Here is a 25,048-nt window from a genome sequence, read left to right on the forward strand (position 1 = left end):
GGCCGACAGCCCGCGACCCGCGGCCCGGCTCAGGCGATGACGCGCGCCAGCGAGAACCCGTCGTACCCCTTCGCGCCGACGGTCTGCACCGCGGTGGCGGACAGGCGCGGGTTGCGTCCTGTCAGTTCCAGGAACTCCCTGATGCCGCGCACCCCCGGGTCGGCCGTCCGCGCGTCGGCCACGGCGCCGCCCCGTACGACGTTGTCCCCGACGATCACGCTGCCGCGCCGGGTCAGCCTGAGCGCCCACTCCAGATAGCGCGGGTTGTTGGGCTTGTCCGCGTCGATGAAGACCAGGTCGAAGGGGTCGACGGCCTCCTCGACGAGCGCGGCCAGGGTGTCGAGCGCGGGCCCGAGCCGCACCTCGGTCCGGCCGGCGAGCCCCGCGTGGGCGAGGTTCCTGCGCGCGACGTCGGCGTGGACGGGGTCGGCCTCCAGGGTCACGAGGTGGCCGTCGTCGGGCAGCGCGCGCCCGAGCCAGATGGTGCTGTAGCCGCCGAGCGTGCCGATCTCCAGGATCCGGCGCGCGCCCTGGATCTGCGCGATCAGGTGCAGCAGCTTCCCCTGGTGGGGTGTGACGCTGATGGGCGGCAGACCCGCCGCCTCGCCGGCGCGCAGCGCGGCGTCGAGCGCCTCGTCCCGCGGCACGAGGCAGTCGCCCAGATATGCGTCCACCGCGGTCCATGTCTCGCTCATACGACTCCTCGTCCGTCTCGCGCGCCCCGTGCGGCGCGGCTCTGGCACGGGCAGTGCACCTGCCCCGGCGCATGCACCGTAAGCACTCCCCCGCCCGCAGACCGGCAGGGCCCCACGGCGCACGGCCGCGGAGCCCTGCCGCCTCCCGTTCCTTCCCCCGTCGCGATCCCCTCGCCCGTCTCCCCCGGCGTCGCCGGCGGACCGTCACGCGGGCGATCGAGGAGGGTCAGTCCTCGTCGCCCGCCGCGTCCTCGTCGTCGTCCGCGAGGATCAGGTACAGCTTCTTGCGGGTCTCGTTGATGACCCCGAGCGCCTTCTTGCGCTGGTCGGCGCTGCCGGTCTTCCAGACCTGCCCGAACGCCTCCATCAGGCCGAACCCGGCCTGGCGGATCTCGTTCATGGTCTCCCAGTCGATCCCCCTGCCCGCGTCTTCCCAGGGCGCGTCGGGGACCGAATCGGCCTCGGCGCGTCCGGCGTCGGTCAGTGTGAAGAGGTTCTTGCCGCCTTCGCTGCGGCTCGCGATGAGCCCCTCGTCCTCCAGCAGCTGGAGGGTCGGGTAGACCGAGCCGGGGCTGGGCCGCCAGGCCCCGCCGCTGCGCTCGCCGATCTCCTGGATCATCTCGTAGCCGTGCATCGGCCGCTCCTTGAGCAGCGCGATGATCGAGGCGCGTACGTCGCCCCTGCGGGCGCGCCCCCGGCCGCCGCCACGTCCGCGACCGCCGCCGAACGGCCCGCCGGGCCCGCCGAACCCCGGCCCGAACGGCCCGAAGGCGGCACGCCACCCCTCGAACCCCCCGCGCCCCCAGGGCCCCCCGAACCCGGGCCCGCGCTCATGCCCGTGACCCCGTCCGTGCTCGTATCCGTGTGCTCCCTGCATGTCGGTACTCCTTCTCCCTTGGCTGTCGCACAACCTTCCGCGTTCGATCGAAGACCGATCGCGATGGCTCAACGATATATCGGAAACCCCTCAACGACAATCCTTGTCCGACCTGCCGGAACTCGTCGCCGCCGCGGTGCCGTCCGGGGCGAACGCGTGGCGGAAGGTGGAGGCGTGCGGCGCGGAGCCGTGGTGGTGGAGGTGCTCGGGCCTAACGACGCCGTCGCGCCAGGTGGGTGTCACGCCGTCGGGGGCCCACCAGAGGACGCGCCCGCCTGGTCCCGCTCGGCGCGGTGCACGTGCAGACGCTCCACGACGGCGACGACGCGTGCATTTCGATGCTGGACATCGAGGACAACGAGTTCTGCATCGACTGACGCGCCGAGCCGTCCGCCGGCAGCGCACGGCGGGGGCGGGCCGCGCGGGCAGCGAGCGTCGTTGTCGGTGGCCCGTGCGAGGGTGGAGGCATGGATCTGGAGGACCTCGTCCGGCTGCGCCGGGCCCGTGACCGGATGGACCGGGAGTACGCGCGGCCGCTCGACGTGCCCGCGCTCGCGCGCGGCGCGTTCATGTCGGCCGGGCACTTCTCCCGCAGCTTCCGTGCCGCCTTCGGCGAGACGCCGTACAGCTATCTGATGACGCGCAGGATCGAGCGGGCGAAGGCGCTGCTGCGCCGCGGGGACCTGTCGGTGACGGAGGTCTGCTGGGCGGTCGGCTGTACGTCGCTCGGGTCCTTCAGCTCACGCTTCACCGAGCTCGTCGGCGCGAGCCCGAGCGCCTACCGGGCCCGCCGCCACGACGAGGGCGCCGCGATCCCGGCCTGCGTCGCGCGGCTCCACACGCGACCGGTCAGGAACGGAGAAGCAGAAGCGGCATCCCGCCCGTAGCTTGATGCGCATGGACATCACACTCTCCCAGTGCTTCATCGCTGTCGACGACCACGACAAGGCGCTCGGCTTCTACCGGGACGTCCTGGGCCTTGAGGTGCGCAACGACGTCGGCTTCGAGGGGATGCGGTGGGTGACGGTGGGCTCACCGTCACAGCCCGGCGTGGCCATCGTCCTCGAACCCCCGCTCGCGCACCCGAACGCCTCGGAGGCCGACCGCAGAGCCATGGCCGAGCTGCTGGCCAAGGGCCTGCTGCGGGGTGTCATCTTCGGCACCGAGGACTGCGACGCCACCTTCGAGCACATCCGCGCCGCGGGCGGCGAGGTCCTCCAGGAGCCGATCGACCAGCCGTACGGCGTCCGCGACTGCGCCTTCCGCGACCCCGCGGGCAACATGCTGCGCTTCACCCAGCCGCGTACGGGCTGACGGCGCGGCCCGCCCGGCACACCGCACGTACGCCAGGAACGGAGAACAGGACCCCATGGCCGCCGACAGGAACGCCCGCACGCCTGAGCCCCGCAGACCGGAGCCCCGCCGAGCCGACACCCACGACCTGATCCGCGTGCACGGCGCGCGGGTGAACAACCTCAGGGACGTGAGCGTCGAGATCCCCAAACGCCGCCTCACGGTGTTCACCGGAGTCTCGGGCTCCGGCAAGAGCTCGCTGGTGTTCGGCACGGTGGCCGCCGAGTCCCAGCGGCTGACCAACGAGACCTACCCGGCCTTCGTGCAGGGCTTCATGCCGTCCCTCGCGCGGCCCGACGTCGACGTGCTGGAGGGGCTGACCACCGCGATCGTCGTCGACCAGCAGCGGATGGGCGCCGACCCGCGCTCCACCGTCGGCACGGCGACCGACGCGGGCGCGCTGCTGCGCGTCCTCTTCAGCCGCCTCGGCGAGCCGCACATCGGCCCGCCGGGCGCGTACGCCTTCAACGTCGCCTCGGTCAGCGCCAGCGGCGCGATCACCGTGGAGCGCGGTGACCGCAACGCGGTGAAGGCGACCTTCCGGCGCACCGGCGGAATGTGCCCGCGCTGCGAGGGCCGCGGCTCCGTCTCCGACATCGACCCCGCCCGGCTCTACGACGGCTCCACATCGCTGGCCGAGGGCGCGATCACCGTCCCCGGCTACACCGGCGGCTGGAACGCCCGGCTCTACGCGGAGTCCGGCTTCTACGACCCCGCCAAGCCGGTCGGCGAGTTCACCGAGAAGGAGCTCCACGACTTCCTGTACCGCGAGGCGACCCGGATGAAGATCGCCGGGATCAACATGACCTACGAGGGCCTGGTGCCGCGCATCCGCAAGTCGATGCTGTCGAAGGACAGGGAGGCGATGCAGCCGCACGTCCGGGAGTTCGTGGACCGCGCGGTCACGTTCGCGACCTGCCCCGACTGCGCGGGCACCCGGCTGAACGAGGGCGCCAGGTCGTCCAGGATCGCCGGGAAGAGCATCGCCGACGCCTGCGCGATGCAGATCAGCGACCTGGCCGAGTGGGTCGGCGGGCTGCGGGGCCGCACGGCTGTGGCGCCGCTGCTCGACGCGCTGCGCGGCATCCTCGACTCGTTCGTGGAGATCGGCCTCGGCTACCTCTCCCTCGACCGGCGCGCGGGCACCCTGTCGGGCGGCGAGGCGCAGCGCGTCAAGATGGTGCGGCACCTCGGCTCGTCGCTCACCGACGTCACGTACGTCTTCGACGAGCCCACGGTCGGCATGCACCCGCACGACATCCAGCGGATGAACGCCCTGCTGCTGCGGCTGCGCGACAAGGGCAACACTGTGCTGGTGGTGGAGCACAAGCCGGAGACCATCGCAATCGCCGACCACGTCGTCGACCTGGGTCCCGGCGCGGGCGCCGACGGCGGCACGGTCTGCTTCGAGGGCACGGTAGAGGCGCTGCGGGCGAGCGGCACGCTCACGGGGCGCCACTTCGACGACCGCGCGGCCGTCAAGAAGTCCGTACGGAGGCCCACCGGGACGCTGCCGGTGCGCGGCGCGACGACGCACAACCTGCGCGGGGTCGACGTGGACGTGCCGCTCGGGGTGCTGACGGTGGTGACCGGTGTCGCGGGCTCGGGCAAGAGCTCGCTGGTGCAGGGGTCGATCGCAGGCGCCCCCGGCGTGGTGTCGGTCGACCAGGGCCCGATCCGCGGCTCGCGGCGCAGCAACCCCGCGACGTACACCGGGCTGCTCGACCCGGTGCGCAAGGCGTTCGCCAAGGCGGGCGGGGTGAAGCCCGCGCTGTTCAGCCCCAACTCGGAGGGCGCGTGCCCGGCGTGCGGCGGCATCGGCGTCATCTACACGGACCTGGCGACGACGGGTGCGGTGGCCACCACGTGCGAGGAGTGCGAGGGGCGCCGGTTCCAGGCCTCTGTGCTCGAACACCGCCTCGGCGGGCGCGACATCAGCGAGGTGCTGGCGATGTCGGTGGCCGAGGCCGGGGAGTTCTTCGGCGCGGGCGAGGCGCGCACACCCGCCGCCCACACCGTCCTGCGCAGGCTGGCGGACGTGGGGCTCGGGTATCTCAAGCTCGGGCAGCCGCTGACCACGCTCTCCGGCGGCGAGCGGCAGCGGCTCAAGCTGGCGGCGCACAAGCCCGCGAAGGGCGGTGACGGCGTGTACGTGCTGGACGAGCCGACGGCGGGCCTGCATCTTGCGGACGTCGAGCAGCTGCTCGCGCTGCTCGACCGCCTGGTCGACTCGGGTACGTCGGTGATCGTCGTGGAGCACCACCAGGCGGTGATGGCCCACGCCGACTGGATCATCGACCTGGGCCCGGGCGCGGGCCACGACGGCGGCCGGTTCGTCTTCGAGGGCACCCCCGCCGGCCTGATCGCCGCCCGCGCGACGCGCACGGCAGAACACCTCGCCGCGTACGTCGGCGCCTGACGCGGCGCGCCCCCGGGCCGGGGGCCGGGCGCGCGTACCGGCACCGGCCGCCGTCAGCGCCCCGCCCGCACCCGGGCCGGACGGGCCACGGAGTCGGCGGCGAGCTGCCGCCGCGTCCGGGTTAGCGGGGAGGGCCTCGACCGCCGCTTCCCCGGCCTGCTCGCCCTGGTCCTTGCCCGGTCTCCGGCCGGGCCTGGCCGGTGACCTTCTGGCCGCGGGGCGCCGCCCGCCCGGGGCCGCCCGGCGCGACCCGGCATGGGCCCGGACGCGCGGCCTATGGTCGTGGCCATGCGTATCCGAATCGTCGACGCCTTCGCCGAGCGCCCCTTCGCCGGCAACCCGGCCGGGGTGCTGCTGCTCGGCTCCGCCGGCTTCCCCGCCGACCCCTGGCTGCGGCAGGTGGCGGCCGAGGTGAACCTGTCCGAGACCGCCTTCGCGCACCCGCTGCCGCCGGGCGGCGGCGCCGACTGGGCGCTGCGCTGGTTCACGCCGGGGGCCGAGGTCGCCCTGTGCGGCCACGCCACCCTCGCCACCGCGCACGTGCTGTGCTCCACCGGCCTCGCCGAGGGGACCGTGCGCTTCCGCACGCTCTCCGGCGTGCTGGCGGCCGACGCGCACGCGGACGGCCGCATCACGCTGGACTTCCCCACGTCGGAGCTGACGCCGCTCCCGGTCCCCGAAGGCGCGGAGGAGGCGCTGGGCGCCGCGCCCGTCTCGGTGCACGCCACGTCGGAGCGGCTCGGCGACCTGCTGGTCGAGCTGGCCGACGAGCGGACCGTACGAGAGCTCACGCCCGACGTCGGCGCGCTCCGGCGCCTCTCGGAGCGCGGCGTGGTGGTCACGGCGGCCGCCGCGCGTCCCGACGAGGGGTACGCGTATGTCTCGCGCACCTTCTACCCGAACATCGGCCTGGTCGAGGACCCGGTCACGGGCAGCGCGCACACGGCCCTCGCGCCGTTCTGGTCGGCCAGGCTCGGCCGGGAGACCCTGACAGGCTTCCAGGCGTCGGCCCGCGGCGGGCGCGTGGTCACGTCGCTGCGCGGGGACCGTACGCTCCTGACGGGCACGGCCGTCACCGTGATCGACGGCGAGCTGCTTGCGGGGCCGCCCGCCGGGTGAGCCGTCAGAGCGTCGGCAGCCAGCTGACGTGCCCGGCGAGCAGCGCGTAGCCGACGAAGGCGCCGATGTCCATCAGGGAGTGGGCGACGACCAGCGGTCCCACCCGGCCCCACCTGCGGTAGAGCAGGACGAAGACCACGCCCATCGCGAGGTTGCCCGCGAAGCCGCCGAGCCCCTGGTACAGGTGGTACGAGCCGCGCAGCACGGCGCTCCCGGCGAGCGCCGCCACCGGCGTCCAGCCGAGGCGGTCGAGCCGCCGCAGCAGGTAGCCGACCACGACGACCTCTTCGAGCACGGCGTTCTGCACGGCGGAGACGACCAGCACCGGGTACTTCCACCACACGTCGGGCAGCGACTCGGGCACCACCGTCAGGTTGGCGCCGGAACCCTGCGCGAAGAGGTAGAAGACGATGCCCACACCGCCGACGCAGGCGGCGATCGCGGCGCCCCAGCCCAGGTCGAAGCCGGGCCTGCGCCGGTCGAAGCCGATCGCGCGCAGGCTGCTGCCCTCGCGGAACAGCAGGTAGGCGACGAGGGCGACGGGCACAAGGGCCGTCGTGATGTCGAACAGCTGCCAGGTGAGGTCCAGCCACGGGCGTCCTGGCGCCGCAGACGCGTTGAGGTTCGCCGCCTGGTCCTTGAGCGAGCCGCCCTTGGTGGCGGAGCCGATGAAGCTGATGAGCGCGGACACGCCGCTCGCGCCGAGGGAGAGCGCCAGCACGATCAGGGTCTCGGTCCGCAGGGCTCTGCGGGTGAGGGTCGTGTCTCCGGGACGGGGTTCGGTCACGGGCCCTGCCTCCACCTGCACACCGGCCTCCACGGGTACGCGTCTGGATCGGCGCACGCGGCCGACGTGCACAAGTTACGCCGGGTGTCTGTGCGAACGCCGTGCGACCCGGCCGGGCCGGCGGCTCGGCGGCGCGCCCGCCCGGACGCCGCGGTCCGTCGCCCGGACGCCGGGGTCCGCGCGTGTCCCCGGGCGGCAGGCTGCGCTCAGTGCGACGGCAGGCGCCCCGACTCGTCCGGGCCCGGGAAGCCGACGGGCCAGGTGTGCACGGGGCTGCCATGGTGCATCAGCTCGCAGTAGCGCCGGGTGGTGGCGGCGAACGCGGCGTCCCGTTCGAGCCCCGCGTCCAGCGCCCGGTGGAACGTTCCGACCTGCCACGACGCCCCGTTGATCCGCCGCTTGCAGCGTTCCTCGACGACCCCCAGGTACAGGTCGCGGTCGGCGGGCTCGATCTGCCACGCGTCGAGCCCGGCGGCCGCGAGCGGCAGCAGCTCCTCGCGTACGAGGTCGACGGCGGGCCTGGTGACGAGCCCTGACGACCTGCCGTGCCGGGGCCAGCGCAGCTCGGCATCGATGCCGTGGCGGCAGGCGGCGTCGAAGTTCTCGGCGGCGGCGGCGAACGGCATCCGCTTCCACACCGGGCGCGCGTCGTCGGCGAGCGCGCGCACGAGCCCGTAGTAGAAGGCGGCGTTGGCGATGACGTCGGTGACGGTGGGCCCCGCGGGCAGCACCCGGTTCTCCACCCGCAGGTGCGGCACGCCGTCGGCCACCTCGTACACAGGCCGGTTCCAGCGGTAGATGGTGCCGTTGTGCAGCGCGAGCTCCTGGAGGGCGGGCACTCCGCCGTCGTCGAGCACCTTCTGCGGGTCCTCGTCGGACATGATCGGCAGCAGCGGCAGGAAGTAGCGCAGGTTCTCCGCGAAGAGGTCGTACGGCGAGTCGATCCAGCGCTCCCCGAACCAGGTCCTCGGCCGGACGCCCTGGACCTGGAGCTCGGGCGGCCGCACGTCGGTCGCCTGCTGGAACAGCGGGGGCCGCGACTCGTGCCAGAGTTCCTTGCCGAAGAGGAACGGCGCGTTGGCGCCGAGGGCGATCTGCACGGCGGCGACGGCCTGCGCCGCGTTCCACACGTCGGCGAACCGCTCCTGGGTGACCTGGAGGTGGAGCTGCACGGAGGTGCATGCGGCCTCCGGGGTGATCGAGGGCGAGGTGGCGACCAGCCGCTCGACGCCCTCGATGTCGAGGCGGAAGTCCTCGCCGCGCGCGGCCCGCATCTGGTCGTTGAGCAGGGTGTAGCGGTCGACGGCCGACAGGCTTCCCGACCCGACGTCGTGGTGGCCGAGAGTCGGCAGAATGCCGATCATCACGATGCCCGCGTCCACCTCCTCGGCTTTGCGGTGCGCGTATCCGAGCCCCGCGCGCAGTTCCTCCGCGAGCTGGTCGAGAACCCGTCCGTTCAGCCGGTGCGGCGCGATATTCACTTCCAGGTTGAACATCCCGAGTTCGGTCTGGAAATCCCGGCTCGCGATACGGCTGAGGACCTCGTGGTTCATCATCCTGGGCAGGCCGTCGGAGCCCGCGAGATTCAGCTCGATCTCCAGGCCCATCAGATTCCTGGGCTTGTCGAACCGCTTCTCGGCGAGCAGCCTCCCGAACACCGAGAGGCACTGCCTGAGCCTCTTGCGGTACTGCTCGCGGCCGGCGAGATCAAAGCTCGCCGCTTCGACCTTCTCACCCATCGACGTGTCCTCCTCGGCGTGGACGGCCCGCAGCCGGTGCGCGCGCCTCGCTCGATGATGCCCCCGCGAAGTGATCCCTAACGTCCGGCGAACGTCCAGCGCACACCGCGGGGAGCGTCCCCAGGACACCCCGGGGACGGCGCATCGGGCGGGGGCAACACGCGGTCCGGCACCTGCCGTGCACCCGTGCCAGGGGCCTGTGCCCACATATTTCCCCGCCCCGGCACACCCCGCCGCATTCCAGCGCCGGGCGTCGGGGCCCGCCGCGGCGGCGCCGTCCGTCTTCCGCGTTCCGGCCCCGCAACGCGCCTTTCCGGCATACGGTTGGACCAGGCGGCACACAGACGCGGGGGCGGGGGACGGGCCCGGCGGCAGCCGTACGCGCGGAGCATGTGCCTTCGACATACGACAGACGGCATGGACGGCCGCACGGTACACAATGTGACGCAAAAATGCTGGACTTCTTTCGGCCGTCCGACGGAGGCACATCATCGCAGGCCGGGCGGAGTGTGTTCGAAATTCCTCCAGCAAAGGGCCGCACGAGCAGGGCCGGATAGTGGCTTGCCCGCAATAGTCACGACAGCTAGAAGAAACATCGTGTGAACACGCGTCGTATAAACTTCGCGGACGAGGTGGAAAGCGGGCGCAAGGCCCAGGCCCCCGGGCCACCCTTCCGAGTCCGCACGCCGACAGAGCCGTCCGCACCTCCCTCCGCACCCGCGCTGCACCCTGTCTCCTGAGCGAGAGGCAACCCACCATGCCGCTGCATGTCCCTCCGGTACCCGCACCCGCCCTGCGCAGCCTTCTCACCGCCCTCGGCTCCCCCACCGCCGTCCGGGAGGCCCCGACCCCGGCCCTGCGGTCGGCCGGTGGCGCGCTGAGCCCCGAACTCCCGCTGCCGCTCCATGTGCTGGACGCACCCGCGGTCCTCACCGCGCCCGACCCGCTCGACGGCTCGGAGCCCGCCCCGCACACCCGCCTGACGGGCTGGCGCTTCGCCGTCCGCGCCGGGGACCGGCTCGTCGCCGCCGCCGACACGATGCTCACGGCAGACGGCTGGGCCTTCTCCCGCTTCTTCGAGGGCCCCTACGTCACGGCGACCGAGCGGGCCCTGCGGCAGGCCGAGGTGCTGACGACGGGGTACCAGCCGCGGCTGCTGTCCGTGCCGGGTCTCTACATGCTGACGCTGTGGCTGCACGGGGACACGGAGGCCGACCCGGCGACCGGCGCGGTGGACCCGGCGGACCTGCTGGTGCCGCTGGCGCCCGCGCCTCCCGGCTTCGCCGCGCACCGGCCGCACCGGGCCGCTGAGCTCCTTCCGGTGATCCGGCTGCGGCTCGCTCCCGCGCCCCTGCTGGGTACCCCCGCCTGACCTGCGACGCAGCGGCTTCTGACGCCCCGCGGCCGGTCCGGCCGCGGGGCGTCGCACGTGCGCGGGCGGCACGTCGGCACCAACGGGTGTCCGGCACGGCCCAGTTGGGCCGAGCGGCCGACCGGGTGACACCCCGGGGGCCGGTGCGGCGTGCTGCGGGGAAATCCCCGCGCCGCGCCCCTCGCGGGACCAGACTGGCGGGGTCCTGACGAGAGAGACGGGGGCAGTCCATGCATCGCGCACCGCGCTCGACACCCGACGCCGCCCCACCCGGGGGCGCCGCCCCACCGCCCGCCCGCGGACGGGACGCCGCGTCCCGGAGCGCCACAGCAGCAACCACCACGCGAGGGAACCCGCCCATGTGCCGCCACCAACCAGCCTGCCCCAGCGCCCACTCGGCCGACCGCGAGGCGGCCCGCCCCCTGGTGAGCCACCCCGAGCAGGGGTGGAGCCTGCTGTGCAACGGAGTCGTCCTGTTCGAGGACACCGGCGAACTGCTGCCGGACGGGCGGGTCGTCGCGCCGCACCGTACGCCGAGGGCCGCGGCGGCCGCCTGAGCCGCCGGCCCGCGGCGCGTACGGCACAGGGTCCGGCCCCGAGCAGATGCTCGGGGCCTGACCCTGTGGTGTGCCCAGGGGCGCGCGGATCACGGCCGCGCGCCCGCCGCGCTCAGTGCTCGTAGGCGTCGAGCGGCGGGCACGAGCAGACCAGGTTGCGGTCGCCGAACGCGCCGTCGATGCGCCGCACCGGGGGCCAGTACTTGTCCGCCGCCGAGACGCCGGGCGGGAAGACCGCGGTCTGCCTGCTGTAGGGGTGCGGCCAGTCGCCGCCGAGTGCGGCCGCCGTGTGCGGCGCGTTGCGCAGCGGGTTGTCGTCCGTGCTCCACTCGCCCGTCGCGACCTTCTCGATCTCCGCGCGGATCGCGATCATCGCGGCGCAGAACCGGTCCAGCTCCGCGAGGTCCTCGCTCTCGGTCGGCTCGATCATCAGCGTCCCCGCGACAGGGAACGACATGGTCGGCGCGTGGAACCCGTAGTCGATCAGGCGCTTGGCGATGTCGTCGACGCTGACGCCGGTCGCCTTGGTCAGCGGCCGCAGGTCGACGATGCACTCGTGGGCGACCAGCCCGCCGGGGCCCGTGTAGAGCACCGGGTAGTGGGGTTCGAGGCGCTTGGCGACGTAGTTCGCCGCGAGCACCGCGACCTGGGTGGCGCGGGCCAGGCCCTCGCCGCCCATGAGCCGCACGTACGCCCAGGAGATCGGCAGGATGCCGGCGGAGCCCCACGGCGCGGCCGACACGGGCCCGACACCGGTCTCGGGGCCCGCGGCGCTCTGGAGCGGGTGGTTGGGCAGGTACGGCGCGAGGTGCGCGCGCACGCCGATCGGGCCGACGCCGGGGCCGCCGCCGCCGTGCGGGATGCAGAACGTCTTGTGCAGGTTGAGGTGGGAGACGTCCGAGCCGAAGCGGCCCGGCTTGGCGAGGCCCACCAGGGCGTTGAGGTTGGCGCCGTCGACGTAGACCTGGCCGCCCGCGTCGTGCACGGCGGCGCACACGTCGCCGATCTGCTCCTCGAACACGCCGTGCGTGGACGGGTAGGTGACCATGAGGACGGCCAGCTCGTCGCCGTGCTGCCCGATCTTGGCGCGCAGGTCCTCGACGTCGACGTCGCCGGACTCGCTGGTCTTCACGACGACGACCTTCATGCCCGCCATGACGGCGCTGGCCGCGTTGGTGCCGTGCGCGGAGGACGGGATCAGGCAGACGGTGCGGTGCGTGTCGCCGTTGGCCCGGTGGTAGGCGCGGACCGCGAGCAGGCCCGCGAGCTCGCCCTGGGAGCCCGCGTTGGGCTGGAGCGACACCGCGTCGTAGCCGGTGACCTCGGCGAGGCGCTCCTCCAGCTCCCGGACGAGGGTGAGGTAGCCCTGTGCCTGCTCGATCGGCGCGAAGGGGTGCAGCGCGCCGAACTCGGGCCAGGTGACGGGCTCCATCTCGGTGGTGCCGTTGAGCTTCATGGTGCAGGAGCCGAGCGGGATCATGCCGCGGTCGAGCGCGTAGTCCCGGTCCGAGAGCCGGCGCAGGTAGCGCAGCATGGACGTCTCGGAGCGGTGGTTGTGGAAGACCGGGTGGGTGAGGTACTCGCCGGTGCGCAGCAGGGCTTCGGGCAGCGCGTCGGCCGCCTCGGCGTCCAGCGCCTCGATGTGCTCGGCGCCGCCCGGCACGCCGAAGGCACTCCACACGGCGACCAGCTGGGCGCGGCCCGTGGTCTCGTCGCAGGCCGCGGAGACGTGGTCGGCGTCGACGAGCCGCAGGTTGACGCCGCCCTCGCGGGCCGCCGCCACGACCTCGGCGGCCCGGCCGGGCACGCGCAGGGTGAGCGTGTCGAAGTAGGCGTCCTCGGTGACCTCGACGCCGCCGGCCCGCAGACCTGCGGCGAGGACGGCGGCGTACCTGTGGGTGCGGCGCGCGATGTCGCGCAGCCCGTCGGGCCCGTGGTAGACGGCGTACATGCCGGCCATGACGGCGAGCAGCACCTGCGCGGTGCAGATGTTGCTGGTGGCCTTCTCGCGGCGGATGTGCTGCTCGCGGGTCTGGAGGGCGAGCCGGTACGCCTTTTCCCCGTCGGCGTCCACGGAGACGCCGACGAGGCGCCCCGGCAGGCTGCGGGCGAACTTCTCACGGACGGCCATGTAGCCGGCGTGCGGCCCGCCGAAGCCCATGGGGACGCCGAAGCGCTGGGTGGTGCCGACCGCGATGTCGGCGCCGAGATCGCCCGGCGGGGTGAGCAGGGTGAGGGCGAGCAGGTCGGCGGAGACGGTGACGATCGCGCCGAGCTCGTGGGCCTGCTCGATCACGCGCCGCGGGTCGCGCACGGCGCCCGACGCGCCCGGGTACTGGAGCAGGACGCCGAAGACGCCGCGCTCGGCGACCTCGGCGGGGATGCCGTCGCCCAGGTCCGCCACGACGACCTCGACGCCGGTGGGTTCCGCGCGCGTTCGGATCACGGCGACGGTCTGGGGCAGGGCGTCGGCGTCGACCAGGAAGACGCCCTCCTTGACCTTGCCGACACGGCGCGCGAGGGCCATCGCCTCGGCAGCCGCGGTGCCCTCGTCGAGGAGCGAGGCGCCCGAGGTGGGCAGCCCCGTCAGATCGGCGACCATCGTCTGGAAGTTGAGCAGCGCCTCGAGGCGCCCCTGCGAGATCTCCGGCTGGTACGGGGTGTAGGCGGTGTACCAGGCCGGGTTCTCCAGCACGTTGCGCAGGATCACCGGCGGCGTGTACGTGCCGTAGTAGCCGAGCCCGATCATCGGCGCGAGCACCTGGTTGCGGTCGGCGAGCGAGCGCAGCTCGGCCAGCACCTCGGCCTCGGTACGGGCGCCCGGCAGGTTCAGCGCGTCGGCGCTCCTGATCACGTCGGGGACGGCTGCGGAGGTCAGCTCGTCCAGCGACCCGTAGCCGATCTGGGCGAGCATCTTGGCCTGGGCCGCCGCGTCGGGTCCGATGTGGCGGGCTTCGAAGGGGATGCCGCGCTCCAGCTGTGCGAGCGTCTTGCGGTGGGCGGTCATGTGCGGAGGGCCTCCTGGTCGGCGCGACCTGCGTGGGGCTCCGCTCGGCGGCGAGCGGTACCCGGACGGCCTCCCCCTCTGTCATGGACCTGAGAGCTTCACCTGCCCCGCGCGGCGCGCCGCGGGACGGTTTTCACCGTCGGTGAGGGCGGAAGCCGTCGGCGCCCGTCCTGCTTTCCAGAGTGACCTCGTCCGCGCGGTACGGGATGCCTGAGAGATTCCGGGGAGGATTTGCTCCTTCGGCGCCTCCGGCGGGCTGCCGGAGGACTCTCCCGCGCGGGGTCAGTGGCCTCTGCCAGCCTACCAGCGCAGTCGCCTCCGGCCCTGGTGCGCTGCCTCACGCCCACCCCCTCCCGGCGCCCGCCGGGCGCGCCACCAGAGGCACCTTTTTGTAGTATTTGCTTCAGATGCGACCTATGGGAGGCACCGTGGAGACCGACATCGATCCGCGCAGTCTGATCGGCCGCAAGGCGTTCGACAGCGCGGGGCACAAGATCGGCACGGTGGACGAGGTCTACCTGGACGACGCCACCGGGCTCCCCGAGTGGGCCGCCGTCCGCACGGGCCTGTTCAGCAGGGACGCGTTCGTCCCCCTCGAACCCAGCAGCCTTGAGGACAACACCCTGCGGGTCCCCTTCGAGCGCTCCCTCATCAAGGACGCCCCGGACTTCGGCGTGGGCCGCCACCTCTCCCCCGAGCAGGAGCTGCAGCTCTACCACCACTACGGCCTCGAACTGCCGCCCGCCGCCCCGCCCGAGCACCCGGCCTCCCTCTCCGACCGGGACGCGGAACGCGACTTCGGCCGGGTCGCCGGCCAGGAGGACTGACCGCCCCTCCCCGGCACCCGGCCCCCGGCTCCCACGCCTTTCCGGCCCGCGCCTCCCTGCGGCCGCTAGCCGCTCGCCTCCCGGCCGTCCCCGGGCACAAGCGGCAGCGGATCCGACGGCTCCAGGTCCGGGTCGTCCAGCCAGAACGTCCGCACCCGCCCCACCGCCGAGCCCGGCTCCTCGAAGCGCACCGTGACCCGGCGCGCCCCGCTGCCCTGCACCCATCCCGGCCCGTACTCGGCGTGGCGCACGTCGTGTCCCGCCTGGTAGCGCCGCTCCCTGCGGGCCGTAGCCGCCGGCTCCTGCGGGGTCTGCGGCGGCGGCTCCGCCGCCGCGGCGGGCTCGTCGGGCAGGGCGGCCGGCGCGTCCATCGCGGCCCCCGGGCCCGCCTGCGCGAACAGGTCCTCCTGGGTGAAGTCGGCGAGCCCAGTGACGCCCACCCCCAGCAGCCGCACGCCGCCCGTGGTGTCCACGGCGTCGAGCAGCCGCCCCGCGGCCTCCCGCACCACCGAGACGTCGTCCGTGGGCCCGCGCAGCGTCTCGGAGCGCGTCAGCGTCGAGAAGTCGTACCTGCGGACCTTCAGCACCACCGTCCTGCCGGACCTGCCGGCGGCCCGCAGCCGCTGCACGCAGCGCTCGGCGAGCCGGTCCACCTCGGCGCGCACCCGCACCCGGTCGTGCAGGTCGACGTCGAAGGTGTCCTCCACGGAGACCGACTTGGCGTCCCGGTCGGAGACGACGGGCCGCTCGTCCAGGCCGAGCGCCATCCGGTACAGCGACAGGCCGTGCGCCCTGCCCACAAGACGCACCAGCTCGTCCTCGCCGGCCTCGGCGAGGTGCGCCACCGTCGTCATGCCCGCGCGCCGCAGGTGGTCGCCCGTCGCGGGCCCCACGCCGGGCAGCGTGCGCACCGGCATCGGCCCGAGCAGCCCGCGCTCCGTGCCGGGCTCGATGACCACGAGGCCGTCGGGCTTGGCCTCCTCCGAGCCGATCTTCGCGAGCATCTTGGAGCCGGCGAGCCCCACAGAACCGCTCAGCCCCGTCACCGCCCTGATGTCCGCCCGCAGCCGCTCCCCCGTGGCCCGCGCCGAGGCGCTGTCCCAGGCCGTGCCGCCTGCCTCCAGGTCCACGAACGCCTCATCGAGGCTGAGCGGCTCCACGAGCGGCGAGAGGCGCCCCAGCAGCTCCATCACCTGCCCGCTGATCGCGCGGTAGAGCGTGAAGCGCGGCACCAGATACGCGGCGTGCGGCGCGAGCCGCCTGGCCTGCGCCATCGGCATCGCCGAGTGGACGCCGAACCGCCGCGCCTCGTACGAGGCCGTCGCCACCACGCCACGCGGCCCGAGCCCGCCCACGACGACTGCCTTGCCCCGCAGGCTCGGCTTGGACGCCTGCTCCACCGAGGCATAGAACGCGTCCATGTCCAGGTGGAGGATGGTCGGCGCGCGTCTCATACCCCCGATGCTGCCGCACGGGTCCGACAACGGCGTCCGACGGACACGCGGCCCTCGGGCCGGGGCCGTCCCCGGGCCGGACGGCGCCGGTTCGGACAGTCCGGGTCAGACCGCCCGGTCCCGGCGCCTGCGCGCCAGCTCGTCCGCCGGGTTGTTGCCGACCAGGGTCTCGCCGGTGTCGACACGCTCGCCGTGCAGCTGCGAGAGCGCCGCCTCCACGTCCCGCCACACCACGCCCACGGCGATCCCGAAGACGCCCTGACCGCACTGGAGCAGCGAGACGACCTCGTCGGGCGACGTGCACTCGTGGACGGTCGCGCCGTCGCACATGAGCGTCATCCGGTCCAGGTCCTTGAAGCCGCGGTCCCGCAGGTGCTGGACGGCCGCCCGGATGTTCTGGAGGGCCACGCCCGTGTCGAGGAAACGCTTGACGATCTTCAGCACGACGACGTCGCGGAAGCCGTAGAGGCGCTGCGTGCCCGAGCCGTAGGCGGGCCGCACGCTGGGCTCGACCAGGCCGGTGCGCGCCCAGTAGTCCAACTGGCGGTAGGTGATACCGGCCGCCGCGCAGGCCGTGGGCCCGCGGTACCCGACACTCTCGTGCGTGGGGTCGACCGAACTGCCGTGAAGCCGGTACGCGCTCGCCGTCGTACCGTCGCCGCTGCTTCTCACGCCGACCCTCCGTCCTTGACCTGCCTTCACGACGGTAGGCAGTCACTCGGGGTGCGTCAACGATCGCCGCACTCGCCACGCCGAGTGATAATCACCCTGAGGGTGGTTTAGCGTGCCCCGTTCCGGGGAATGGCTCCTCGAATTGTCTGCGCCAGAGCATGATAGCCGCTCCTCCGCGGCCCTCCGGCCACCGGATCGGCGCCCCGCGCGGCCGAGTTGGCCGCCGGTGCGCCGACCGGCACCTCACTGGCTGTTCGTCCCGAAGTCCTCCGGCGAGATCTGGTCGAGGAACTCGCGGAACTTCTCCACCTCGTCCTCCTGTTCGTCGGGGATCGCGATCCCGGCGTCGTCAAGGACACCGTCGCTGCCGTAGATCGGCGTTCCCGTGCGCAGGGCGAGCGCTATGGCGTCGGACGGCCGCGCACTCACCTCGACTCCGCTGGCGAAGACCAGTTCCGCGTAGAAGACCCCTTCGCGGAGGTCCGTGATGCGTACTTCCGTGAGCTCCTGGCCCACCGCTTCGAGGACATCCTTGAAAAGGTCGTGCGTCAGCGGTCTCGCCGGTGCCATGCCCTGCTGTGCGAAGGCAATGGCGGTGGCCTCCCCAGGTCCGATCCAGATGGGGAGGTACCGATCGCCTCCCACTTCGCGCAGGAGCACGATCGGCTGGTTGGAGGGCATTTCCACCCGGACACCCACAACGTCGAGCTCGTTCACACAGCAACCCTAGGACGTGCCGTGCGGGTTTGGGTAGTCGGGCACCGTCGGGATCAGTGCAGCCGGCCATGGAGCGCGGTGCGCACCAGGGCCGCGTGCAGCCGTACGGAGAGCCCGGCAAGCTCCCGGGTGGTGGCCTCCGCATGGGCCCTGGTCTGCGGATTACGGTGCCGGCGCAGCGGCGCGACGACCTGCTCGACCAGCCCGGCCTCGCGCTCGGCGGCCGCTTTCATGATCCGCAGATGGCGGGGTTCGAGGCCGAAACGGCCGAGATCCGCCACCAGCCGGGCCACCTGGACGGTGTCCGCGTCGTAGCTGCCGTCGGGCTGCGCCGCGATCAGCCCGTACGACTCCCACTCGTCGAGGTCGTCCGCCGGCACCTCGAGCGCGGCGAGCAGCTCGGCGCGCCCCACCCGGGCGGCCGTCGGCCCCTCCTGCTCGGGGACCGCGGCCACGGACCACGTGTCGCGGTCCCGCTGGGGCCCGGGCAGCGCCACCTGCTCGCCGCGCCCGAGGGCCTCCAGATGCTCCTTGATGACCTTCAGGGGAAGATAGTGGTCCCGCTGCATGCGCAGCACCAGGGCGAGCCGCTCGACGTCCTGGGAGCTGAACTTGCGGTACCCGGACGGGGTCCTGCGCGGCTCCACCAGCCCTTCGGCCTCAAGGAAGCGGATCTTCGAGATCGTGACCTCGGGGAACTCGTCGCGCAGCCGCACGAGCACCGCTCCGATGCTCACCAGCGGCTCGGCCGCCGGGGCGGTGCCGCGGTCGGCACCGCCCTTCGGTGTACGCAACACGTGCCCTCCGGGGGTCACACGCCCCGCTGGCTCGCGTAGAAGACCAGTCGGTACTTGCCGATCTGGACCTCGTCGCCGTTCGCCAGCAGGACCGAGTCGATCCGCTCACGGTTGACGTAGGTGCCGTTGAGGCTGCCGACGTCGGAGACGGTGAACAGCCCGTCGGTACCCCTGCGGAACTCCACGTGGCGGCGCGAGACCGTCACGTCGTCCAGGAAGATGTCGCTCTGCGGATGGCGTCCCGCCGTCGTCAGCTCGCCGTCCAGCAGGAAGCGGCTGCCCGAGTTGGGGCCCCTGCGGACGATCAGCAGCGCCGAGCCGAACGGGAGCGCCTCGACGGCCGCCTGGGCCTCGGGGCTGAGCGTGGGCAGCTGCGTCTGCCCGGTGGTCTCCGGGTCGTACGCCTCGAGACCGGAGATGGAGATCGTGGACGTCGTCTCGGAGGCGCGCTCACTCGGCACACCGGCGCGCAGCGGTGCGCCGCAGTTCGAGCAGAAACGGCTGGCCTCGGCGTTCCGATGCCCGCATCTTGAGCAAACCAGGGCCGACATGGCGGGGTCCTCCTGCCGTGGCTGCCCCGCCCGAGGATCGGTCGCGAACGAGGCCGTGGGAAAGTCTCCACTCGTACTTGAGGTTGACGGTTCCCCGAAACCTATGCGGCCTTGCCCAGCAGGGTCAACAGACGACGCGCCGGTGCCCGCGGGACCGCCCACCTCGTCGCGGAAGAGGGGCCGGCCGCCGCCCTGCTCCTCGTCCTGCCCCTGCCGCGACGCACGGTGACGGGCGCTGCCGCCCTCCTCGCGCGTCTTCTTGCCGAACAACTTCGCAAACCAATTCACGGGCGATTCCCCTTGACCGAAACAGACCCGCCCGTGGGGCAGGACGACATCTCACTGAACACGCCTGCCGACCCGGACATCTTGACAGTGTCCGCATACACCGGACAGTTTCCACCACACATCACGCTGATCGTGCGTCGACCCCCCGCAACCTCTTGCCCGCGCGGCACCTGCGCCATGCACCCCCGCGTCACCGGGAGGACGACCGAGCGTAGCCAGGCTGCTTCGCCGGTCGCAAGGCGTCCACGACCACCTTCGACGAGCCGGTCACGGTGGCCGTGGCCTGCTCCTTCTCCAATGTCTGCACCACTCCGCCCGGGATGTTGAGCGCCGGCTCCAGGTCCTGGGGACGGCCGATCGCCGTGAACCGGTAGGGAGGCCGTACGGCCTTGCCGTCCACCGCGATGTCACCCCCCGTTCCCGTGAAGTCGGTGTCGGCGACGACGCGTACGCCGTTCACCTGGATGGCTTCGGCGCCCGCCGCCCGCAGTTCCTGGACCGTGTCGAGCAGCATGTCGGCCTCCACCGTGTGCCGCGCGTCCTGCACGGTCAGGGTGATCCCGGGGCCCTGCGCCGCCGTCGTGCCGGCGAGGATGCCGAGTTGCTGCTCCTTCTCACGCGTCTGCCTGCGCGCCTCCTCCGCCTGGTCCGAACTGTTCTCAAGACCCGTACGCTGATCCACCAGATCCTGCTTCTCGTCCTCAAGACGCTGTGTGCGGTTGTCCAGTTCATCGAGGATACGGACAAGATCCTCCTGGCGCGCGCCGCGCAACGCGCTGTCGTCGCTGTGCGACCTGACCTGGACGGCGAGACCGAGGCCCAGCACGAACAACAGCACCGCGACCGTGAGTTGGGCCCGGGTGACGCGCGGCGGCCACAGTCCTGCGGCGAGCCGCTGCCTGCCGGCGGCCTGCGGTCTGCCCTCCGGCGGCGTGTCCTGGCCCTGGGCGCCCGGGGGCTGCGGGGTACTCATCGGCGTCAGGCCCTGAACACGTGCCGGCGGATCGCCGCGGCGTTGGAGAAGATCCGGATGCCGAGCACGACGACGACGCCGGTGGACAGCTGCGCCCCGACGCCGAGCTTGTCGCCGAGGAACACGATCAGCGCGGCCACCACCACGTTGGACAGGAACGACACCACGAACACCTTGTCCACGAAGATGCCGTCGAGCATGGCGCGCAGGCCGCCGAAGACCGCGTCGAGCGCGGCGACGACGGCGATCGGCAGGTAGGGCTCGACCACCGCCGGTACTTCGGGCCGGACGAACAGCCCGACCACGACTCCTATGACGAGGCCAAGTACGGCGATCACGATGTGCCCTTCCCTGTCTTCCCGGTCTCCCCGGCATCACCCGGGCTCGCTGCGGCGGACGGCGAACCTCCGCCGGACGGCACCGGCTCCGCGGTCCTCACGATCAGGCTCGGCGCTGCGGGCAGCCGCACGTCGTCCTGCGCGGACAGGGACGTGCGGATGCCGAAGTCGCTCTTGAGCGACGCCAGATACCTGCCGTCTGCGCTGCCGCGGAAGGCGGAGGCGAGCTTCGCGCCGTCCCCCACGGCGAGCACCGTGTACGGCGGCACCAGTGGCCTGTTGTCGACCAGTATGGCGTCCCCCGCTGCCCTGATGGCAGAAAGCGCCGTGAGCCGCTGGTCGTTGACGGAGACGGCCTCGGCACCCGACGACCAGAGGCCGTTCACGACGCGCTGCAGGTCGTGGTCGCGCACCCGGCCCGTGTCGGAGAAGTCGTCGTTCTCGCGCGGGCCGCCGTCGCCGCCCGACACCGAGTCCTTGGCGTCGTCCACGACGAGTTTCACGCCGGGCCCGTGCACCGCGGTAGCACCAGCCAGCAGCGACACCAACTGTCCTGAGGCGCCACCGTGTTGTTGCAGCGCGGCCTGCTGGCGGCGGCCGACGTCCGCCCGCAGCCCGTCCACCTCACGCTCCAGCGAGTCGGCGTGCCGGGTCTCGCTGCCGACCCGGTCGATCAGCTCCTGGCGCTCCTTGGCCACGACCGGCGCCGCGTGGCGGGTCTGCGCGGCGCCCAGGGTGACCACGAGCGCGGCCAGCACGAGGCCGCCGCCGAGCCAGAGCTTGGCCCGCAGGGTGCGCGGCAGAGCGCCGTCCCCCGCGCGCTTGCGCGCCGCCGCCTCGGCGTACCCGTCGTCGAGGCTGTGGTCCATCACGTTGGTCAGCAGCGACATCGAAGCGTCGGGACGCGGGCGCCCCGCTTCGGTGCTCCGTGTGGGGGACTGCTGCGGCATGCCGCACATCGTCGCATGTCGCCGCGCCCGCCACCGACACGGCCCCGCACAGCGGACCGGCCCGCGTCCGTGGACGCCGGCCGGTCGGCAGCGGCTGCAGGCGGGCGGTCAGTGCCCTGCGCTGTCCACGATGGTCGACCACTCGTCGAGCAGGGCCTGCGCGGACGCGTCGTCCGGTCCCTCGGCCCACAGGTGCGTGACGGCCTCCGCCGGGTCGGGCAGCACCATCACCCACCGCCCGTCGGCCTCCACGACCCGCACGCCGTCCGTGATGTCCACCTGCCGGTCGGCTGCGGCCTCCACGACAGTCCGCATCACAAGGCCCTTGACGGCCCACGGTGTCGCCAGGTCGCGCCGCAGGACGTGGGCCCGCGGGATGCGCGCGTCGATCTGGCTGAGGGTGAGCTGCGTACGCGCCACCAGGCCGATCAGCCGCACGAACGCCGCGGAGCCGTCCAGCACGCTGCTGAACTCCGGCACCAGGAAGGCGCCCCTGCCATCGCCGCCGAAGATCGTGGTCTCCTCGCGGCCCACCCGCGTCAGGTCGTCGGGCGACGTCGTCGTCCACTCGACCTGGGTGCCGTGGTACGCGGCGACCTGCTCGGCGATCCGCGTCGTCGTCACCGGCAGCGCGACGCGGCCGCTGCGCCGCTCGGAGGCGACCAGGTCGAGCAGGACGAGCAGCGCCCGGTCGTCCTCGATGATCTTGCCTCGCTCGTCCACGAGGGAAAGTCGCTCACCGACGGGGTCGAAGCGCACACCGAAAGCGGCCCGCGCCGACGCCACGATCTCACCGAGCCGTACGAGCCCGGACCTGCGGGACTCGGGGGTCTCCGTGGGCCTGGACTCGTCGAGGCCCGGGTTGATGGTCAGCGAGTCGACGCCGAGCCGGCCGAGCAGGCTGGGCAGGACGAGCCCCGCGCTGCCGTTCGACGCGTCGACGACGACCTTGAGGTTGGCCTCGGCGATGCCCGTCGTGTCGACGCTGCGCAGCAGCGCACCGGTGTACGAGTCGAAGACGCTGGACGGGAACTGGAGGTCGCCGATCTCGCCGGGGAACGCCCTGCGGTACTCCTGGCGCGCGTAGACCCGGTCGAGCTTGCGCTGCTTCGCCTGGGAGAGGTCGGCGCCCCGCTCGTCGAAGAACATGATGTCGACGGAGTCCGGCACACCCGGCGTCGTACGGATCATGATGCCGCCCGCGCTGCCGCGCGCTGTCTGCTGCCTGGCGACCGGCAGGGGCACGTTCTCCAGGTCGCGCACGTCGATGGCGCTGGACTGGAGCGACGAGATCACGGCCCGCTTGAGGGCGCGCGCACCACGCGAGTGGTCACGGGCCGTGGTGACCGTGGAGCCCTTCTTCAGCGTCGTGGCGTACGCCCCGGCGAGCCGTACGGCCAGCTCCGGGGTGATCTCCACATTCAGGATGCCGGAGACGCCCCTCGCGCCGAACAGATTCGCCTGTCCTCGCGACTCCCAGATCACCGACGTGTTGACGAACGCGCCTGCCTCGATCGTCTTGAACGGGTAGACGCGGACATTGCCCTGGATGATCGACTCCTCGCCGACCAGGCACTCGTCGCCGATGACCGCGCCGTCGTCGATTCTCGCGGCCCGCATGACGTCGGTGTTCTTGCCGATGACGCAGCCCCGGAGGTTGCACTGCTGGCCGATGTAGACGTTGTCGTGGACGACGGACCGGTGGACGAAGGCACCGGACTTCACGACCACGTTGGAGCCGATGACCGTGTGCTCCCGGATCTCGGCGCCGGCCTCGACCTTCGCGTAGTCCCCGATGTACAGGGGCCCGCGCAGTACCGCGTCGGGGTGGACCTCGGCGCCCTCGGCGACCCAGACGCCGGGCGAGATCTCGAAGCCGTCGATCTCGACGTCGACCTTGCCCTCCAGGACGTCGGCCTGCGCCTTCTGGTAGCTCTCGTGGGTGCCCACGTCCTCCCAGTAGCCCTCGGCGACGTAGCCGTAGATCGGCTTGCCCTCCTTCATGAGCTGCGGGAAGACGTCGCCCGACCAGTCGACGGAAACATCGGCCTCGACATAGTCGAAGACCTCGGGCTCCATCACGTAGATCCCGGTGTTCACCGTGTCGGAGAAGACCTGGCCCCAGGTCGGCTTCTCCAGGAAGCGCTCGACCTTCCCTTCCTCGTCCACGATCGTGATGCCGAATTCCAACGGATTCGGGACCCGCGTGAGGCACACGGTGACGAGGGCGCCCTTTTCCTTGTGGAAGGCGATGAGGTCGGTCAGGTCGAAGTCGGTGAGTGCATCGCCGGAGATGACGAGGAAGGCGTCGTCCTTGAGGGCCGCCTCCGCGTTCTTCACGCTGCCGGCGGTGCCGAGCGGCTTTTCCTCGTTGGCGTAGCTGAGCTCCATGCCCAGTTCCTCGCCGTCACCGAAGTAATTCTTGACGAGTGACGCGAGGAACTGCACGGTCACCACGGTCTCGGTCAGTCCATGGCGCTTGAGCAACCTCAGCACGTGCTCCATGATCGGCCGGTTGGCCACCGGCAGGAGCGGCTTGGGCATGCTTGAGGTCATGGGGCGAAGCCGAGTACCTTCACCACCGGCCATTACGACGGCCTTCATGTCGGAAGCGTCCTCCTCGAAGAGACGATCTCGCCGACTTCACCCGTCAGGGCTCACCGGGCCTGGCGTCAGGCGGGCGGCTCTGCGACGCTGCAAGGCCACTGTGACGGGATCAGCCGGTCACCGCGTCTGCGCTGACAAGCCGGCGGACCTGGACCACGTACAGAATCCCTGCCCACCAATAGAGGGTTGTACCCCATCCTGCGAACGCCCATCCGAAAACTTCGGCGAGTGACGCAAGCCACCCACTTCCGTCACTGAGCAACAGCAGCGGGAAGGCGTACATCAAGTTGAAGGTAGCCGCCTTCCCCAGGAAGTTCACCTGGGGCGGCGGATAGCCGTGCCTGCGGAGAATGCCCACCATGACGAGGAGCATCAGCTCGCGCGCCAAAAGTACGGCGGTGAGCCACAGCGGCAGGATGTCCCGCCAGGTAAGCCCGACGAGGGTCGAGAGAATGTAGAGCCGGTCGGCGGCGGGGTCGAGGAGCCGCCCCAGGCTGCTGATCTGGTTCCAGCGCCGGGCGAGCTTGCCGTCGAGGTAGTCGCTGACGCCGCTGAACGCGAGCACGAGCAGCGCCCAGCCGTCGGCCTTGGACTGTCCGAACTCCGGCCGGAGGATCAACCACAGGAACACCGGTACGCCGACCAGGCGAGCCATGCTGAGAATGTTCGGGACGGTGAGCACCCGGTCCGTCTGTACGCGGGTCTCCTGGACCTCCACCCGGGGGCCTCCTGTGGGAACGATCTGACGATGCCACCTGACCCTACCCGCAGGGTGGCCGCCCATGGCGACGGGGGCTGGTACAACGCAGAAAGGGCCCGCACCACCCGGCGCGGGCCCTCCCTCTTTATTCAATAATTGTTCGGCGGCGACCTACTCTCCCACAAGGTCCCCCTTGCAGTACCATCGGCGCAATAAGGCTTAGCTTCCGGGTTCGGAATGTAACCGGGC

At 72.2% G+C, this 25,048-nt stretch carries 22 protein-coding genes, 1 rRNA gene, 2 pseudogenes and 1 riboswitch; of the genes and pseudogenes, 8 read left to right on the forward strand and 17 right to left on the reverse strand.

What is annotated here, in order from left to right; genetic code table 11:
• Positions 1-29: 29 nt before the first annotated feature.
• From AB0910_RS18460 to AB0910_RS18470, 3 genes and pseudogenes are all read right to left on the reverse strand, one after another.
• Positions 30-695, reverse strand: coding sequence for an O-methyltransferase (locus AB0910_RS18460; protein WP_366745660.1), 666 nt, complete (start codon positions 693-695; stop codon positions 30-32).
• 226 nt (positions 696-921) lie between these two features.
• The gene (locus AB0910_RS18465; protein ID WP_366745661.1) at positions 922-1,572 is read right to left on the reverse strand and encodes a PadR family transcriptional regulator; all 651 of its coding nucleotides are present in this window, start codon (positions 1,570-1,572) and stop codon (positions 922-924) included.
• A 90-nt stretch (positions 1,573-1,662) separates the two neighbouring features.
• Positions 1,663-1,839: pseudogene (locus tag AB0910_RS18470) on the reverse strand (DUF3291 domain-containing protein); the annotation flags it as partial.
• 2 nt (positions 1,840-1,841) lie between these two features.
• Here AB0910_RS18470 and AB0910_RS18475 point away from each other — a divergent pair.
• The 5 genes and pseudogenes from AB0910_RS18475 to AB0910_RS18495 form a co-directional block, all read left to right on the forward strand.
• Positions 1,842-1,949, forward strand: a pseudogene (locus AB0910_RS18475) (VOC family protein); the annotation flags it as partial.
• A gap of 90 nt (positions 1,950-2,039) precedes the next feature.
• Positions 2,040-2,459: a helix-turn-helix transcriptional regulator gene (locus AB0910_RS18480; protein WP_366745662.1), complete on the forward strand. Its 420-nt coding sequence runs from the start codon at positions 2,040-2,042 to the stop codon at positions 2,457-2,459.
• Positions 2,460-2,469: 10 nt separating this feature from the next.
• Positions 2,470-2,886: a VOC family protein gene (locus AB0910_RS18485; protein ID WP_366745663.1), complete on the forward strand. Its 417-nt coding sequence runs from the start codon at positions 2,470-2,472 to the stop codon at positions 2,884-2,886.
• 55 nt (positions 2,887-2,941) lie between these two features.
• Positions 2,942-5,344, forward strand: a complete 2,403-nt coding sequence (locus tag AB0910_RS18490; RefSeq protein ID WP_366745664.1) for an excinuclease ABC subunit UvrA — start codon at positions 2,942-2,944, stop codon at positions 5,342-5,344.
• 288 nt (positions 5,345-5,632) lie between these two features.
• On the forward strand, positions 5,633-6,463 hold the full coding sequence (locus AB0910_RS18495; RefSeq protein WP_366745665.1) for a PhzF family phenazine biosynthesis protein: 831 nt from the start codon (positions 5,633-5,635) through the stop codon (positions 6,461-6,463).
• Positions 6,464-6,467: 4 nt separating this feature from the next.
• On the opposite strand, the gene AB0910_RS18500 is transcribed toward AB0910_RS18495, so the two are convergent.
• Both AB0910_RS18500 and AB0910_RS18505 read right to left on the reverse strand, forming a co-directional pair.
• Positions 6,468-7,271 carry a CPBP family intramembrane glutamic endopeptidase gene (locus tag AB0910_RS18500; RefSeq protein WP_366745666.1) on the reverse strand — a complete coding sequence of 268 codons (804 nt, stop codon included), beginning with the start codon at positions 7,269-7,271 and terminating at the stop codon, positions 6,468-6,470.
• A 185-nt stretch (positions 7,272-7,456) separates the two neighbouring features.
• A complete protein-coding gene (locus AB0910_RS18505; RefSeq protein ID WP_366745667.1) occupies positions 7,457-8,989 on the reverse strand; it encodes a glutamate--cysteine ligase in 1,533 nt (510 codons plus the stop codon).
• 757 nt (positions 8,990-9,746) lie between these two features.
• Here AB0910_RS18505 and AB0910_RS18510 point away from each other — a divergent pair.
• Together AB0910_RS18510 and AB0910_RS18515 are read left to right on the forward strand one after the other, a co-directional pair.
• The gene (locus tag AB0910_RS18510) at positions 9,747-10,361 is read left to right on the forward strand and encodes a hypothetical protein (protein WP_366745668.1); all 615 of its coding nucleotides are present in this window, start codon (positions 9,747-9,749) and stop codon (positions 10,359-10,361) included.
• A gap of 359 nt (positions 10,362-10,720) precedes the next feature.
• Positions 10,721-10,918 carry a DUF5999 family protein gene (locus AB0910_RS18515; RefSeq protein ID WP_366745669.1) on the forward strand — a complete coding sequence of 66 codons (198 nt, stop codon included), beginning with the start codon at positions 10,721-10,723 and terminating at the stop codon, positions 10,916-10,918.
• Between the two features lie 112 nt (positions 10,919-11,030).
• Here the strand turns inward: AB0910_RS18515 and gcvP are convergent, their stop codons facing one another.
• The gene (gcvP, locus tag AB0910_RS18520; protein ID WP_366745670.1) at positions 11,031-13,925 is read right to left on the reverse strand and encodes an aminomethyl-transferring glycine dehydrogenase; all 2,895 of its coding nucleotides are present in this window, start codon (positions 13,923-13,925) and stop codon (positions 11,031-11,033) included.
• Between the two features lie 187 nt (positions 13,926-14,112).
• Positions 14,113-14,210: riboswitch (glycine riboswitch) on the reverse strand.
• 131 nt (positions 14,211-14,341) lie between these two features.
• Here gcvP and AB0910_RS18525 point away from each other — a divergent pair.
• Complete coding sequence (locus tag AB0910_RS18525) at positions 14,342-14,752, forward strand: PRC-barrel domain-containing protein (RefSeq protein ID WP_366745671.1); 411 nt, start codon at positions 14,342-14,344, stop codon at positions 14,750-14,752.
• Between the two features lie 65 nt (positions 14,753-14,817).
• On the opposite strand, the gene AB0910_RS18530 is transcribed toward AB0910_RS18525, so the two are convergent.
• The 11 genes from AB0910_RS18530 to rrf all read right to left on the reverse strand — a co-directional run.
• Positions 14,818-16,206: a DNA polymerase IV gene (locus AB0910_RS18530; protein WP_366745672.1), complete on the reverse strand. Its 1,389-nt coding sequence runs from the start codon at positions 16,204-16,206 to the stop codon at positions 14,818-14,820.
• A 105-nt stretch (positions 16,207-16,311) separates the two neighbouring features.
• Complete coding sequence (locus AB0910_RS18535) at positions 16,312-16,878, reverse strand: MerR family transcriptional regulator (protein ID WP_366745673.1); 567 nt, start codon at positions 16,876-16,878, stop codon at positions 16,312-16,314.
• 243 nt (positions 16,879-17,121) lie between these two features.
• Positions 17,122-17,595 (reverse strand): bifunctional nuclease family protein, encoded by a 474-nt coding sequence (locus tag AB0910_RS18540; protein WP_006123076.1) that lies wholly within the window; start codon positions 17,593-17,595, stop codon positions 17,122-17,124.
• A 53-nt stretch (positions 17,596-17,648) separates the two neighbouring features.
• Positions 17,649-18,392: a MerR family transcriptional regulator gene (locus AB0910_RS18545; RefSeq protein WP_366745674.1), complete on the reverse strand. Its 744-nt coding sequence runs from the start codon at positions 18,390-18,392 to the stop codon at positions 17,649-17,651.
• A 14-nt stretch (positions 18,393-18,406) separates the two neighbouring features.
• Positions 18,407-19,273 carry an FHA domain-containing protein gene (locus tag AB0910_RS18550; RefSeq protein WP_366745681.1) on the reverse strand — a complete coding sequence of 289 codons (867 nt, stop codon included), beginning with the start codon at positions 19,271-19,273 and terminating at the stop codon, positions 18,407-18,409.
• Positions 19,274-19,421: 148 nt separating this feature from the next.
• A complete protein-coding gene (locus AB0910_RS18555) occupies positions 19,422-20,204 on the reverse strand; it encodes a DUF881 domain-containing protein (protein WP_366745675.1) in 783 nt (260 codons plus the stop codon).
• A 5-nt stretch (positions 20,205-20,209) separates the two neighbouring features.
• Complete coding sequence (locus tag AB0910_RS18560) at positions 20,210-20,542, reverse strand: small basic family protein (protein ID WP_345645526.1); 333 nt, start codon at positions 20,540-20,542, stop codon at positions 20,210-20,212.
• Complete coding sequence (locus AB0910_RS18565; RefSeq protein ID WP_366745676.1) at positions 20,539-21,492, reverse strand: DUF881 domain-containing protein; 954 nt, start codon at positions 21,490-21,492, stop codon at positions 20,539-20,541. The genes AB0910_RS18560 and AB0910_RS18565 overlap by 4 nt, the downstream gene beginning before the upstream one ends.
• 108 nt (positions 21,493-21,600) lie before the next feature.
• Positions 21,601-24,096, reverse strand: a complete 2,496-nt coding sequence (locus AB0910_RS18570; RefSeq protein WP_366745677.1) for a mannose-1-phosphate guanyltransferase — start codon at positions 24,094-24,096, stop codon at positions 21,601-21,603.
• Between the two features lie 112 nt (positions 24,097-24,208).
• Positions 24,209-24,817, reverse strand: coding sequence for a CDP-alcohol phosphatidyltransferase family protein (locus AB0910_RS18575; protein WP_366745678.1), 609 nt, complete (start codon positions 24,815-24,817; stop codon positions 24,209-24,211).
• A gap of 140 nt (positions 24,818-24,957) precedes the next feature.
• Positions 24,958-25,048: ribosomal RNA gene (gene rrf, locus AB0910_RS18580) — 5S ribosomal RNA — on the reverse strand; the annotation flags it as partial.

Source organism: Streptomyces sp. NPDC047002 (genome assembly GCF_040704505.1).
GTDB lineage: Bacteria > Actinomycetota > Actinomycetes > Streptomycetales > Streptomycetaceae > Streptomyces.